We start from the raw sequence: 14,754 nt of genomic DNA, 5'->3' as shown, positions 1-14,754 counted from the left end.
CTTATGGCAAAATCAACACAGAGAACTAGTAAATTGATGCGCTTAGTCCAATTTGTCACAGTTGTACTACCAGCTATTCAAGTGGTACGCGGAATGATTAAGGACTACAAGGCCGAAAAGAACGAAAAGAGGTAGTTTATGGCACAAGTGACTAAAAAAGGTCCTAATTTCCTTCAGGGTCTGCTGGCTGCTGCAACAGTAGCAGGTATCGTTTATAATTGGACGAGCAAGGAAGATCGTCAAGACCTTTTGAAAAAAGGTAAAGATTTGGTTAACAAATTTACGTCTAAGGATATTTTGGATGCAACATTTAATGTTGTAACGCCAGAGTCAGATGAGACCGTAGTTTCTAGTGAAGATGCTAATCGTTAAGCTTAAAATTAAGCCACTCAGGCAAAGCTGAGTGGTTTTTGTGTATTACTAGGGTTGATTTTTTCTTTGAATCTGCTACAATAGTAAAAATTTAAGTGGAGGCCTTGCTATGATTAAAACAGTTGGAATTGTCAGCCTATCGAGCGGTACCTTGGGAGAGGACTTTGTCAAGCATGAGTTGGATTTAGGGATCCAGCGTCTAGAGGATATGGGGTTAACCGTGAGCTTTATGCCACATGCCTTGGAAGGGATTGAGGAATTAAAAGCTCACCCTGAAAAGCGGGCTAAGGATTTACTTCAAGCCTTTCAAGATGATGCTGTGGATATGATTTTATGTGCGATTGGTGGCGATGATACCTATCGCTTGTTGCCCTATTTGTTTGAGGATGACCAATTGAAACAAGTTTTGACGAGTAAGGTATTTCTAGGTTTTTCGGATACGACCATGAACCACCTGATGCTGCATAAGCTTGGGTTGAAGACCTTCTACGGTCAGTCTTTTTTGGCCGATGTCTGTGAATTAGATGAGGAGATGTTGCCTTATAGCGCAGCTTATTTTCAAGAGCTGGTAGACACTAGATGCATTCGGGAGATTAGACCCAGCCAGGTCTGGTATGAGGCGCGTGAAGACTACAGTGAGCAGGCCTTGGGAACCAAGCGAGTCAGTCACCGTGACAGAGGGTTTGAATTGCTCCAGGGGCCAGCTCAATTTTCGGGTCCAATTTTAGGAGGATGCCTAGAGTCGCTTTTTGATATCTTTGACAACAGTCGTTATGCAGACTCGATTGATCTCTGCCAGCCCAATCAGCTTTTTCCTAGTTTGGAGGATTGGCAGGGGAAAATCTTACTACTGGAAACTAGTGAGGAGAGACCTGAACCTGAGCTTTATCGCAAGATGCTAGAGGCACTCAAGCAAACAGGCATCTTTGAAGTTCTAAATGGTGTCCTTGTGGGCAAGCCTGAGGATGAAATCTATGATGCAGAATATAAGAAAATCCTACAAGAAGTGATCGATACAGATATTCCCATTCTCTATAATCTCAATGTTGGCCATGCAACACCGAGAGCCATCGTTCCATTTGGGGTCATAGCCCATGTGGATGCAGACGAGCAGGTGATTCGGTTTGAGGAGTAGTTATTTTCATATTATTTTTTACATTATTTTCATCGTTAAACATCTTTTTCTTTACTATTTCTATTCCAAAATGGTTATTCTTTACTCACGTTGTTCGTAGAATAACCATTTTTATTACCGTATAATTCTCTGACAAGTCAATGACACCTTGAAAGAGAGAAGAGAGAAAAGGAAGAGAGTTAAACCGTGACCAGTTTCTCCGTCTTTTCTTTCTTCATTCCTCCAGCAGTAAATTGCTTGCTGCGTTATTAGCTCCTTTCTTCAATTTATCATCTTTAGTATGTTTGTTTTTTCTGCAAATAAAAAAGCTAAAAATTCTAGCTTATTCGACAATTTATCTATTCATTTCCAATCCATTCAATTCCACTTTTGTTTGTTGCATCTATGAGTATTTCATCAGGTAGCTTATCAGAAATAATGATTTTGAATTGCTTAAGGTTATTGATTTCTAAGAAACTAGAATGATAGAATTTTAAGTAATTATTAAGTAGGATTGTTTTTGTAATTAATAACAATCTTTGTTATTAAAATCACTATATATTTGTTCTATCAAACAAATTGCTTTTTCTAAAAATATGCTATTATCTTGGTAACGATTACAAAAGGAGGTCTACGGATGACTACTCTCAAAGATGGAACATTTATTGGAACTGGTGAAGGTCAACACGGAAATTATGATGTTGAAGTTCAAATTCTGGATGGGAAATTGCTATCTGTAAAGGTACTTGGAGACCATGGTTCCCCAGCTTATCCTGATAATGCAGCTAGTCTCATTCCAGGTAGAATTGTAGCTGCTCAGTCGACAGAGGTTGATGCTGTTAGTGGAGCAACGGTGTCTTCCCATGCTATTATGGATGCTGTAAAAGATGCTATGAAAAAAGCAGGCCTTCAAGAAGAGCAAGATTTATCTGATAGAGAAATTTTAGTTGATGTGGCAATTGTAGCCGCTGGTCCTGCAGGACTTGCTGCAGCAGTTACAGCGGCAGAAGCAGGGCTATCTGTGGTGGTATTTGAGAAACAATCTATCACCGGTGGAACTGCCAACATGGGTATGGGACCTCTGGGTATTAATACAAAAATCCAAAAGGCAATGTTCAATGATCTGTCCGTGAAAGATGCATTGACTAAGCAAATGGAATACACTCATTATCGCGTAGATAGTGATTTAGTACAAACTTATTTCAATCTCTCTGCAGATACGATTGAATGGCTTGAAGAAATGGGAGTGAAATTCGCAGGTGCTTTCCGTTATTTCAAAGAGTCTGAAGCAACTTGGCACATTGTTGATAACGAAGGAAAAATTGGACCAGGGGCTGCAGCTTCTATGAACAAAGCCATGACTGAACGAGCAAAATCTCTAGGAGTTACCTTCTATTTGAACACACCTGTTGAAGAGTTACTTGTCGAGAATAACGAGGTCGTTGGTCTTCGGGCCCAAACCAAGGAAGGGCAAGTGATAACAGCACGAGCTAAGGCTATCGTGGTGGCCACAGGTGGATTTGGTTCTAATCCACAAATGATTCAAGACGAATTTGGTTATGAATTGAATAAGGATTTTTATACTTTTAATGTGCCAGGAATCACTGGGGATGGTCTGAAAATGATGTGGGAAGCAGGTGCTCAAAAATTCGGACTTGCTACTGAAGCTATTTTTGTCTTGCCACATAATCTTCAATATATGATTGCGGATGGGGTTCTTCGGCAACCAAATCTTCTGATTAATCAACATGGAGACCGGTTTATGAATGAAGGCTTCATGGGGAACACAACCTTTGCAGGTAATGCAATTGACCTTCAGCCTGGACACTATGCATATTGTATTATGGATCGGGCCATCCTAAAAGAGTACCAAGAGAATGGACCGGATATTGTAGATTTTGTTCATCCGGTTCAAGGGTTCCACATTATTGATCAAGACATCCAAAAAGCTAAAGAGAATAACTATGAAGGTATTATTACAGCAGATACTTTAGATGAGTTGGCAGACAAACTAAGCATTCCTGTCCAAAAGTTGTCTGAAACGATTGAACAATACAATCATTACTGCGAGACAGGTGTAGATGAATTGTTCTATAAAGATGTGAAGTATCTTCATCCATTAACTGGAGAAGGTGGCTATTTAGTAGGTAAATACTACGTTGGTGCATATGGAACGATGGGTGGCGTGCGTATTGATTCTCGCTGTCAAGTTCTGGATAAAGACGGTAAGTGGATTCAAGGACTTTATAGTGCAGGTTCAGATGCGAACACCATTTATGGGGATAGTTACAACTTTACTCTTCCAGGGAATTCAATGGGATTTGCTATTAATTCGGGAAGAATGGCTGGAAAGGCAATTATTGATTCGTTTAAAGGATAGAAAAAGGCTGATTATTTCAGCCTTTTATTTTCGTCTATAAAAAATAACGATCATTTCGAATGATTAAATCTTGATTGGAAATTTCTCCTAGTTGGAAGAGTTGAACAAGCGAATCATAATACGTTTTTAAAAGAAGCCAATCTGTTAAATCATTTTGTAGTATTGTTTTTATTTTTTTGATGCGATAGCGAAGGGTATTGGGATGCACATATAAATAATTTGAAATTTCTTCAATATCTTGATTAAAGAGAATGTAGGTTGCTAGTGTGATAAGTAGCTGATTATTTTTTTGTTTATCGTATTCCAACAACTCTAATATATCAGGGTGAATAAAAGAAGTTTGGTGTGTAAGATGGGAATCCAGCATGATGAGGCTGTCCATATAGCGATAAGAAAAAAGAGAACCATTTAACTGGTATTTTTGTACGAGTTGTTCTACTTGTAATGCTTGATGATACAGTTGTCGAAACTGTGAAAAATCATAAAAGATATGGCTTGTACTCAGGCGAATCTGTGATATTTGACAGAAATCTAGCAACTCACAAACCTTTGCTTGTAGAAAATCTTTTTGAAGACCAGAAGCTAAGAAAATAAGCCGATTTTCATGAAACATGAAAAGTGCATTTCCTAACAGTTTTTTTAATTGTTGTGCAATAACGAGACGATTGCTTTCTGTTATATCAGGATTCAAAAAATGAACAGACAAAACTCGTTTGTAATGTTGAACATGCAATCCTAACTCTTCTAATTGGGTATTTCCCATCACTGGAGTATTGTATTCCCTATTAAGTAGTGATTGTAAGAAGTAGGAGTAGGGTGCATCCTTGTTCATGAGATAGTTTTTATCTTGGCTAAAAGCTAATGCAACAATACGTGCAAAGTGCATAAAGACAATACGGTCACCTTCTGTTAAAGGTTTGTTCTTATCATATGTCATTAGGCGACCCAAAACAGAACCGTTTAATCGAATAAAATCAACCAAAGTCTGATGATTTAAAATGGGATTTTCAAAAAGATAGGCTTTTTCTGTTTCTTGTAAAATCTGATCTACTTTTAATCGTTTTAATTCGGATAAGTCACTTGCTAATATGTATCCTCGTTGGCGTTCTTGCTGGAGAATAGTCTCTTCATCTTGTTGAAAAGGTGGAAAAGCAATATAGTTTCCCAAGTTATCTAATATAAAAATAGGATTTCCGAAAATAGCACTACCAATTTCAGATAATTTTTGAAAATTAGCACCTGAAAAAACGGCATGATAGGCCTCAGATAGGCGTTCTAAGGCAACATAGTTCATATGCAAAGAATCTCTAATAACTTGTTGAATTTCTTCAAATTGCTGTAATGTCGCTGCTAGAATAATCGTTGCATTAGGGTAGCAACGACGAATTGGCTCGACTTTTGTTTCTTTTATGCACAGAATCGTGACAGGCTCAAAATGTACCAGAGTAGGTTTAACAAAGGGCTCTGATATAAACCAAAAAATGGAATGTTCGAGATTACCCTCTAAGGTAGTCCATGTAGTCTCTTGACAATCTATAATATTGATAGAACTATCAGCCAATTGAGCAATCGTAATAGATTGTGAAGAGATAGCAGTTAAAATATCATCTAGACGCATTATTTTTACCCATTGTAATATTTTACAAATATTATACCACTTTTAAAATATTTTTTGTAAGGGCTTACGATTAAATGCCCTCATCAATTCAGTATAATTTTAGTTAAGAAAGGAGCTTATATGACAAAATTACAGTTTGCGATTCTAATGAATGGAACTGTCTCTATTGCACTTAGTATTGTTAACTTGATACTAATCAATGAAGGACCGACAATAGAAAATTTTATGGTTCCCACAGCAGAAGGATTTCTCATTGCCATGATATTAGTGAGTGTTTTGCCGATTGATAAGTGGAGTTCAATCTTATCTGAACGAAGTAAAATTTCTTCTGCTAGGTTAGTATTAGTGATAACTGCCTTTATAAACGTAACCGTTATTACGTTTATTTTATCTGTACAAGCGATGTCATTCAGTAAAGAAACACTTAGTATTTGGCTAAAGCAATTACCTACTTTTTACCTCACAGCTTTGCTGGTTTCTTTTTTCACAGATAGAATGATAGAAAGTCTAACAAAATAAAATGTTAAAGAGAGGAAAATATATGGAACATCAAGGAGTATTAAATCGCACAACACTTAAGCCGTATGGTCGTAGTGTATCAATTATCGGAGTTGGGTGTACCCCATTTATGGAAATTCTTGGTAGTCCTGAAACAGAAGGTCTAACAGAAGGAGAACTTTTTGGCTACGCTGCCATTGAAGCAATGAAGGATGCAGGTGTTCAGCCTAAGGATATTGATTATTATTTCCATGGACAGGCAAACGCTGGCTTTGTTTCTGAGTATATTACACCAAACATGCAAGTGGCAAACTGGTTTGGTATGAAGGGAAAAGGTTCCATGCATCACTCAGAAGCTTGCTGTACAGGATATTTAGCTTTGGAGATTGCTGTTATGGCAGTAGCTTCTGGTAAATATGACATAGTATTAACGGGTGCAGCAGATATGGGAGCTAGCCTTCCGGTTGACGGACAACCAGCCCATAAACGTCGAGGTTTTAGTATAGAGGAATTTAATTCATCTCTAAAATTTATCTATGATCGTGCTTATACACGTGGCATGCAGGCTGGTATGTATACCGTATTTGATGACCTAGCATCTTTGTATGCAAGAGATCATCAGCTGGATGCCAAAACGATGGATGAAGTTCTCTGCGCTATGGCTATCAATAATCGCTACAATGCTTCTAAAAATCCATTAGCTAAATTACAAACAACATATGATGCTATTGCTAAAGAAAAAGGATTTGCTTCAGCAATGGAATTTTTACAATCTCCATTTAACCCTAAGATTGGAGATCATATGCGTGTTAGTGGTTTAGAAGAGCGTAGCGAAGGTGCAGCAGCAATCATCGTTTGTCCAACAGAAATGGCCTATAAATACACGGATCATCCCATTGAAATTTTAGGTACAGGATCGTCAGCCTTGGAAGCATCTAATCCACACTTGGAACGTCGTGCTACACGTGAAGCTTGTCGCCAAGTATATGAAGTTACTGGGGTAAAACCAGAAGAAATTGACTTGTTTTATGCTAATGATTTTATTATTACTTCCCATTTAGATGCTGCGGAAATAGCTGGTTATTTGCCTGAAAATGAAGGTTATCAGTATGTGCTAGACGGCCGAACACGATTTGATGGAGACAAACCAATTAATACTAATGGTGGGCGAACATCATTTGGACATGCTCATGCTGCCTCAGGTCTTGCAGATATTTACGAAGCCGTAAAACAGATGCGTGGGGAATGTGGTGAACGTCAAGTGAAGCGATTACCAAAAACAACCATGTTGCGTGGTTTTGGTGGTGGACAAAATGTTTCTGCTACTATTTTGAGAACCTTATAAAGGAAGAGGATTTTCATGGAAAAAATTGTAAAAACATACTATGATGGGTTGGATGAAGGTCGTTTACTCGGTCGTAAGTGTACAGGCTGTCAAGCAGTTGAATTCCCACCAGTTTTAACGTGTAATACTTGCGGTGAATTACATGATATGGAATGGGTTGAAATCTCAGGGAAAGGGAAGATGATTGACTTTTTCCTTCCTGGGATGATGACGCATCAGCCAGTGAATGATGATATGAAACCTTATGTGTATGGCTCTGTTGAAATTGAAGAAGGTGCTTACTTTAATTGCATGATAAAAGGAATTAAGAAAAAGCATCGTGACTTTGTAGAAAAGCATTTGCCAGAAGTACCTGTACATGCGATTATAGTTCCACGTGATGGCTACAAAATGGTCGCATTTGAGGTTGATGAAGACTTTATGGAAGAATAGAAAGGTAGAAAAAATGTCAGAAGTAAAACAAACTATTATGGAACTTACAGCTCAAGCCTTTAATGTAGCAGTTGAGGAGTTGTCTTTAGAAACATCGTTTAAAGATGAACTTGCAGCTTCATCTTTAGGAATGGTGAGTTTGATTGCCAATATTGAAGATGAGTTAGATGTTATGATTCCGCTTTCAGAAGCGGGAAAATTTAATACAGTTGGTGATGTTGTGGCTTTTGTAGAAGCAGAGATGTAGGTGTGTTTATGGCGATGATGGATAGGATTTATCAAAAAGCACAAGAAAGACCGGCGCGCATGGTTTTCCCTGAGGCAGAGGAAGAGAAGATACTTCTTGCTGCATCTAAAGCTGCTCAGGCAGGCTACATTATACCTGTTTTGGTTGGAAAACTAGCCTCTATGACTTCGGAATGTCAACGCTTAGGGATAGACCGTGATATTTTTGAGTTTTATGATATTGAGGATGAAGAAACAGTGGAGGAGCTCGCTCTTTCTTATGAGACATATCCTTACGCCCTGTTTAAAGGAAAATCTCTCAGACGTCGTCTTTCAGATTCACTTTATTATGCGATGGTTCTGACAGCGATTGATAAGGTTGATGCAGTATTTGCAGGCTTATCACACCCTACTGGTGAAGTAATCTTGGCAGGTCAAAGCATACTTGGCTTACAAAAAAATATTGAAACAGTTTCTAGCTGTGGTATTTTAGACATTCCTGGATTTGAAGGGGCACAAAGTTCTCTGATAGCTTTTGGCGATGCAGCGGTCTGTCAGAATCCGACTTCTGAAAACCTTTCTGATATTGCTATCGCGACTTGTGATACGGTGAAATCTTTACTAGACTGGGAACCACGCTGTGCTTTTTTGTCCTATTCAACGCAAGGAAGTGGAACAGGAGAATTAGTCGATAAGGTTGTTAAAGCAGTGAAAATTGCTCAAGAGAAGCGTCCAGATTTGCTAATTGAAGGTGAATTTCAGTTGGATACAGCAATGAATCCTATGGTAGCGAAGAAAAAAGTCCTTACAGATAGTAAAGTGGCAGGTCAAGCTAATGTATTAATCTTCCCAGACTTAAATGCAGGAAATATTGGTGTAAAACTTTTACAACAATTTGCCCATGCTGATGCCTATGGACCGATGATTACTGGAATGAATAAGGTTATCAGTGATTGTTCGCGTAGTGCACCAGTATCAGAATTAGTAGGAAATATCGCCTTGACAGCTGTGCGAGCAATGTATTAGGAGAAATTCTATGAAGGAATACCGTGTGTTAACGATAAACCCTGGCTCAACCTCCACTAAGATTGCCTATTTTGTAGGAAAAGAGTGTTTATTGAGTGAAAATGTCGCCCATCAATCAGATGAATTAGCAACCTTTTCTCATATTAGCGAACAATTCTCTTATCGAAAAAAAGTTATTGAAGATTTTTTGCAACAACAAGCAATCGATGCTACTACGTTTGATGCAGTTGTTGGACGTGGTGGTGGTTTATTAGCTGTTGGAGGTGGTGTTTACAAAATAGATAATTGCTTACTGACAGATGCGAAAAACTGCGCAAATGGTGTAGAACATCCAGCTTGTTTAGGACCTCAATTGGCAGCTTATTTTGCTGAACAATCTTCTTGTTCAGCCTATGTAGTCAATCCACCGGATACAGATGAGTACCAAGATTTAGCAAGATTGACGGGCATAAAAGGTCATTATCGGACGAGTCATCTGCATGCTTTGAATCTTAAAGAGACAGCACTTCATCATGCTCAATTGATGGGTGAAGCGTATAGAAATAAAAACTATATCGTCTGTCATATTGGAGGGGGAATATCTGTCTCTGCACATAGAAAAGGGAGAATAGTAGATGGCATTGATATTGTAGGTGGAGAAGGTCCTTTTGCTCCAACGCGTTCGGGAAGTCTAGCCTTATCCACTGTTATTGAACTCATTCAGGAAGGTTACACCTCTGAAGACCTTAAAAAGTTCTGTACGCAAACAGGAGGTCTAGTGAGTTTACTGGGAACCTCAGATGCGAGGGAGATTTCTGAACAGGCAAATCAAGGAGATGAGCCGAGTAAACTTGTTTGGGACACCATGTTATATCAAATTAGTAAGACGATTGGGCAAATGGCTACCGTTTTAAAAGGGAATGTGTCAGCAATCTTGTTAAGTGGTGGCATGGTTTACAACGAAAATTTGGTCCTACAAATAAAGGATTATTGTGAGTGGATTGCTCCTATTGTTGCTTATCCCGGGGAGTTTGAAATGGAAGCAATGGCTAATGGCGCTCTCCGTGTTCTGTCGGGTAAGGAAGAATTAAAGTACTATAAGGGTGTCCCAATCTGGCAACCCAGTGATTTCCCTCTTTAGATAGTTAAAGGATAAGCCTAAGCATAAAAAACAAGCACTTTATTATTGAAAGTGCTTGTTTTTACATTCATCACAAAAGAGAAATGGGGAGCAGTATAATTTGTGAGGGTTGTCCTTCTATCTTTAAAGCAGCTTATCCATATCTCTTTTTCGATATAAGATTCGTCGAACTTCCATAGTCTTGCCAATTAAAACATAGAAAATCATAAAATTTTTGACGGTAATGGTGTAGTATGGATGTGGTCGATTTTTTAAGGATTGAAAAGGATCGTACCCATCAAGATACTGTAATCGCTCAAAGATAGCTTGCTCTACATCATTTGGTGGAGGTTATTGTTGCTATTTTTGAAAAATATATAGATATAGATAAGGAAACATCAGAGTTTAACCGATATATCAGAAATTTGAAGATAATATTAGCATTATCAGAGGATGATAATAAAGAATTAGAGAGCATTTTTGATTTAATATTTAGCAGTGAACATCTTAGTATGACCTGTGACGAGTGTAGCAAACAATTTGAATTCAATATAGCTTTAGTAAATGAAATAAGAGAAGATTATCTTTATACTTGTCAGAAATGTGGGTTTGTAGAACGATTAGGACAATATTTTGTGAGCGACGAATTGTTAAATCATCGTAGAAAAATTATGATTGATAATTCAGATGCTAAGAATTGGAAATTAGTTAAGTAAAAGAAGGAGGATTATTTATGGTTAAAGGAATATTAACACCGACTCTACTGTATTTGCAGACCATCATGACCCAGCGACGGTTGAATTATTAGCAGGATTTGTCGGAAAATCCTACTAATTGTCTGCTCTTGTCAAGCCGAACTCCTGATTCATGAACCATCCTACCTAATCAGAGGAGAACTGTTATTAGAGAACACAAAAGGAACACTTCGTATGAAGTGTTCCTTTCATTATCTGCATGCTTCCCTTTTGGGCATTTTTTTCAACTTGGCTGAGAAACGCTAATAGTCTATACCTGATCCTGCAAGGCTGCCAGTTGGGAGACCAGTTCACTCTGGGATTCGAGTAAATCAGATAAAATGGCCTTAATCTGACCCAGTTGCGCAATCTGCTGGTCAATTTCCACCAAGCGGTCACGGAGGTTGGCCTTGGCCACATCGGTCAGGTCTTGTTTTTGTCGCAAGTCCTCTAAAAAGACCCCGATGTCCTTGAGGGAAAAGCCACTCAGGCTCATGTTTTTGATAAAGCGGGCAAGGAGCAGGTGCCGGTCTTCATAGGAACGGTAGTTGTTATCTCCACGGACAGGGGCTGGCAGGAGGCCGATTTTTTCATAATAACGGACGGTGGAAATGGCAAGACCACTACGGGCGACAAATTCTTTGCTGTTCATGGAACTTTCTCCTTGACTATAAAGTTACTTCATAGTTTATACTAAAAAAGTCCAAAACACAAGAAGGAGAAAAACCATGAAAAAACACCTAAAACGAGCAGGCCTAATCCTGCTCACCATCACCGCTCTGCTATGGGGCTATGCCCGACTTGTCGAACAACGTTCCGTCGCCAGTTGGGGGATTGAACGTGTCTTATGGCTCAGTGGCATGAAAAAAAGTCAGCAAGATTATCCAGAAGAAAAATATGCTGCTTACCTTTCAGAACTACAAGCCATCAGCGATCAGCCCTTTGCCAAACCCAAGCTTTCCCAAGAAGTGACGGAAACCAGGGTGGACGGCATGCAAGTTTTCACTTGGAACGACAAGCAGGACCCTAACCAAAAGGTGCTCTTCTATATCCACGGTGGGGGCTATGTCGGACAACCTAAAAGTCTGCACTTTTCTACCGTTGAGCGTATCGCTAAAGAGCTAGACGCCAAGGTCGTCTTCCCAATCTACCCCAAGGTTCCAGCTTACACCTATGAGGATGCTTTTCCCAAGATGGAAGCCCTCTACAAGCAGATTCTATCCGAAACGGCTGATCCTCAAAACATCACCCTTATGGGCGACTCGGCTGGTGGCGGCTTTAGTTTGGGCTTTGCCATGTACGCCCGTGACCACGAGCTTCCGCAACCCAAGGACATCATCCTGCTCTCGCCTTGGTTAGATGTGGCGACCGACAATCCAGAGGTAGCAGACTATGAGGCACTTGACCCTATGTTGTCAGCTTGGGAACTCTCCCGTACTGGTGAGCTTTGGGCCAATGGCAGAGCCAACATGGACAATCCCTATGTTAGCCCCATTTACGGAGATTTTGACGGTCTCGGTAAGATTTCCATGTTTGTTGGCACCCATGAGCTTTTTCTGCCAGATAACCAGAAACTCCATGACCTCCTGACCCAGCAAGGCATAGACCACAACTATATTGAAGCTGACAAGATGAACCACGTCTACGCTATCTACCCCATCCCTGAAGCCAAGGAAGCCCAGGAGCAGATGGTGGACATTATCCAGCAGTAAGCGACTGCTAGTTAAGCGAGAACAGGATGACAAAACAGAAATTTAGAAAACGACTACTAGCGACCCTCCTCAGCCTGCTGGCTCTTCTTGCCATCGGTTTTGGGGGCAGTTACCTCTACTATTCGACAGGCCACCAGACAGAGGACCCCAAGGGATTGACCTCTATTCAAGGCCTCAATAATGCCGAAGACATGGTCCAGCTGGGCGACAGCCAGTGGGTCCTGACCGGCAACCTGGGAGACAAGAGCTGGGAAAAGGGCGGTTTCTATCTGATTGATGCTAAGACCATGACCTGGGAGGAGGCTGAGATTGATTTCTCAGCTACCCCTGCGGCGGGCTACGAGACTATCGAAGAGCCTGAACTCTTTTCCGCCCACGGCATCGCCATGAAGCAACTCAATGACACCAGCTTTGAAATCTATGCCGTCAATCATGGCGGCCGAGAATCCGTTGAGGTGTTTGACTTGTCCATAGCAGGTGATAAGCCGCAGATTCGCTGGAAGGGCTCGGTACCGACACCTGATGGCATGGTGGGCAATTCCGTTGCTCCCTTGTCAGATGGTTTTCTGGTGACCATCCCCATGATAGAGACTGATGCTGGAACCTTCACCGATTTTCTGGCTGGGAAAGCTACCGGCACTGTCTATAAATGGACTGCTGAGGCTGGTTATCAGGAGCTTCCCCAGGCCCGATTAGCTGGCAACAACGGCATCGCCGTCTCTCCTGATGAAAAATGGGCCTTTATCAATGGCTATTCGGATAAGACCGTCACTAGGATTAGCCTGGTCGATGACACGGCCAAGCCAGTGACTGTCCCTGTCTCGTTCTTGCCAGATAACATCCGATACAGTAGCGATGGGAGCTTGTTGGTAACGGGCCAGGACACCCATATTCTGACCGTGGTCCTCTTGACCAATGGAACGGATATTGGGGTGTCGCCATCCGATACAGCCGTGGCAGAGCTGGACCCTGACACTATGACAGTAACAGAGGTCTTGGATTTGCCAACCTTTCGAGCCTTCGGTGGCGGAACAACGGCCCTCTATGTTGGAGACGACCTCTGGGTATCGTCCTTCAGAGCCCAGCGGATTATGGTCGTCCCTGACGCCAAATAACCTCACCATCACGACATAAAACTCATAGAAACTAGAAAGAGGAACAATTATGGAAAAATTAACACCTGAAAAAGCCCTATGGCTGGCAGAACGCTATTATAAGGGCATGGAAAAACGTGACGCCTCTATGGCCAGAGAATTTTATACTGAGGATTTTGTCCTCCAAGATGACGGGGCTGTGGATTTAATTCGAGGCATTGACGAGGCAGAAGCCTTCTTGCAAAACATGTACAACACCTGGCCTGACCTCAAGTTTGAGCTGATTAAAGAGCCCGCCATCGGCATTGACGGCGTGACCGTTGCCTTTTTGGTCCGAGCCACCTCATCACGCAAGAGCCGTCGGAAATTGACAGGTCCTACCGCCCAGTGGGAATTTGCCAGCTTTTACACGATTGATTTGGAGCAGGAAAAATTCAGCGCTGGACGTTGCTGCTTCAACATGCTGGACCTCTACGAACAGCTCCTACCTGTACCAAAACGGGGCAGCAAATGGTTCCGCAAACTGGAAGCCATCTTCACAGGTCAACAGGTCAAATAAGGCCGGTCACAAAATTTCCCCGTCCGCTACCCTTCCTTTTGGGAGTAATAGTTGGCGCTGATAACCTTCCCTCCCTGATTGGAGGTTTTTTAGCTTTTCTAGCGAGAACTTGCCAGCCCCCACCTATTTTGTTATACTGGTCAAAAAAATTTGAAGGGAACCTCATGAACCTCCTCTTTTCCATTGATGATGGCTACGTTCGTCAGTTTCAAGTCACCCTATATTCCCTGATTAAAAACAGCAGCAGTCGCGATGTCCAGGTCTATGTCCTGCAGAAGACTCGGCTGAGTGCCTTACAGGATTAGTTGTAGGCTATTAGTGTTTCTTAGCCAAGTTGAACGCTTGGTGTCATTGAAAACAAAAACAGACATCCATAAGTAAAAAAAAGGAACACTTCAATCAGAGTGTTCCTTTTCATATCTGCATGTTCTACTTAAATTTTATTATGATAAATTGCAAGAAAAAGTGCAACATTTATTTAAACTCGTTCAAGAGAGCTTCAACAGCTGTTCTGTAAGCTAAACATTTTCGCGGTCGATGATTGAT

The 14,754-nt window shown here is 40.8% G+C and carries 16 protein-coding genes and 1 pseudogene; 15 read left to right on the top strand and 2 right to left on the bottom strand.

Features of this window, described 5'->3' with window-relative positions; translation table 11 throughout:
- The first annotated feature begins 3 nt into the window (after positions 1-3).
- The 4 genes from ACFORF_RS00985 (at position 4) to ACFORF_RS00970 (ending at position 3,866) form a co-directional block, all read left to right on the top strand.
- Positions 4-135 (top strand): hypothetical protein, encoded by a 132-nt coding sequence (locus ACFORF_RS00985; protein WP_380424458.1) that lies wholly within the window; start codon positions 4-6, stop codon positions 133-135.
- Between the two features lie 3 nt (positions 136-138).
- Positions 139-372 carry a hypothetical protein gene (locus tag ACFORF_RS00980; RefSeq protein WP_380424456.1) on the top strand — a complete coding sequence of 78 codons (234 nt, stop codon included), beginning with the start codon at positions 139-141 and terminating at the stop codon, positions 370-372.
- Between the two features lie 109 nt (positions 373-481).
- Positions 482-1,507, top strand: coding sequence for a S66 family peptidase (locus ACFORF_RS00975; protein ID WP_380424454.1), 1,026 nt, complete (start codon positions 482-484; stop codon positions 1,505-1,507).
- Between the two features lie 586 nt (positions 1,508-2,093).
- Entirely contained in the window at positions 2,094-3,866 is a 1,773-nt protein-coding gene (locus ACFORF_RS00970) for an FAD-dependent oxidoreductase (protein ID WP_380424452.1), read from the top strand.
- Positions 3,867-3,900: 34 nt separating this feature from the next.
- On the opposite strand, the gene ACFORF_RS00965 is transcribed toward ACFORF_RS00970, so the two are convergent.
- The gene (locus tag ACFORF_RS00965) at positions 3,901-5,484 is read right to left on the bottom strand and encodes a PucR family transcriptional regulator (protein ID WP_380424450.1); all 1,584 of its coding nucleotides are present in this window, start codon (positions 5,482-5,484) and stop codon (positions 3,901-3,903) included.
- 120 nt (positions 5,485-5,604) lie between these two features.
- Here ACFORF_RS00965 and ACFORF_RS00960 point away from each other — a divergent pair, with 120 nt between their 5' ends.
- From ACFORF_RS00960 to ACFORF_RS00930, 7 genes are all read left to right on the top strand, one after another.
- Positions 5,605-6,003 carry a hypothetical protein gene (locus ACFORF_RS00960; RefSeq protein ID WP_380424448.1) on the top strand — a complete coding sequence of 133 codons (399 nt, stop codon included), beginning with the start codon at positions 5,605-5,607 and terminating at the stop codon, positions 6,001-6,003.
- 22 nt (positions 6,004-6,025) lie between these two features.
- Positions 6,026-7,327, top strand: a complete 1,302-nt coding sequence (locus ACFORF_RS00955) for a thiolase C-terminal domain-containing protein (protein ID WP_380424446.1) — start codon at positions 6,026-6,028, stop codon at positions 7,325-7,327.
- Between the two features lie 15 nt (positions 7,328-7,342).
- Positions 7,343-7,759, top strand: a complete 417-nt coding sequence (locus ACFORF_RS00950; protein ID WP_380424444.1) for a Zn-ribbon domain-containing OB-fold protein — start codon at positions 7,343-7,345, stop codon at positions 7,757-7,759.
- Between the two features lie 13 nt (positions 7,760-7,772).
- A complete protein-coding gene (locus tag ACFORF_RS00945; RefSeq protein WP_380424442.1) occupies positions 7,773-8,006 on the top strand; it encodes an acyl carrier protein in 234 nt (77 codons plus the stop codon).
- An 8-nt stretch (positions 8,007-8,014) separates the two neighbouring features.
- Complete coding sequence (locus tag ACFORF_RS00940) at positions 8,015-9,010, top strand: phosphate acyltransferase (RefSeq protein ID WP_380424440.1); 996 nt, start codon at positions 8,015-8,017, stop codon at positions 9,008-9,010.
- A gap of 10 nt (positions 9,011-9,020) precedes the next feature.
- Entirely contained in the window at positions 9,021-10,130 is a 1,110-nt protein-coding gene (buk, locus tag ACFORF_RS00935; RefSeq protein ID WP_380424438.1) for a butyrate kinase, read from the top strand.
- A 323-nt stretch (positions 10,131-10,453) separates the two neighbouring features.
- A complete protein-coding gene (locus tag ACFORF_RS00930; RefSeq protein WP_380424436.1) occupies positions 10,454-10,825 on the top strand; it encodes a hypothetical protein in 372 nt (123 codons plus the stop codon).
- 289 nt (positions 10,826-11,114) lie between these two features.
- Here ACFORF_RS00930 and ACFORF_RS00925 read toward each other — a convergent pair whose 3' ends face one another.
- Positions 11,115-11,495, bottom strand: coding sequence for a MerR family DNA-binding transcriptional regulator (locus ACFORF_RS00925; protein ID WP_380424434.1), 381 nt, complete (start codon positions 11,493-11,495; stop codon positions 11,115-11,117).
- A gap of 76 nt (positions 11,496-11,571) precedes the next feature.
- On the opposite strand from ACFORF_RS00925, the gene ACFORF_RS00920 reads away from it, so the two are divergent.
- From ACFORF_RS00920 to ACFORF_RS00905, 4 genes and pseudogenes are all read left to right on the top strand, one after another.
- Positions 11,572-12,555, top strand: coding sequence for an alpha/beta hydrolase (locus ACFORF_RS00920; RefSeq protein WP_380424432.1), 984 nt, complete (start codon positions 11,572-11,574; stop codon positions 12,553-12,555).
- A gap of 26 nt (positions 12,556-12,581) precedes the next feature.
- On the top strand, positions 12,582-13,670 hold the full coding sequence (locus tag ACFORF_RS00915) for a YncE family protein (RefSeq protein WP_380424430.1): 1,089 nt from the start codon (positions 12,582-12,584) through the stop codon (positions 13,668-13,670).
- 49 nt (positions 13,671-13,719) lie between these two features.
- Complete coding sequence (locus ACFORF_RS00910; RefSeq protein WP_380424428.1) at positions 13,720-14,208, top strand: nuclear transport factor 2 family protein; 489 nt, start codon at positions 13,720-13,722, stop codon at positions 14,206-14,208.
- A gap of 164 nt (positions 14,209-14,372) precedes the next feature.
- Positions 14,373-14,495, top strand: a pseudogene (locus ACFORF_RS00905) (glycosyltransferase family 8 protein); the annotation flags it as partial.
- Positions 14,496-14,754: the final 259 nt, after the last annotated feature.

The organism is Streptococcus caprae (genome assembly GCF_042649745.1).
Taxonomy (GTDB): domain Bacteria; phylum Bacillota; class Bacilli; order Lactobacillales; family Streptococcaceae; genus Streptococcus; species Streptococcus caprae.
This window is presented reverse-complemented; position numbering and strand designations above follow the sequence as displayed.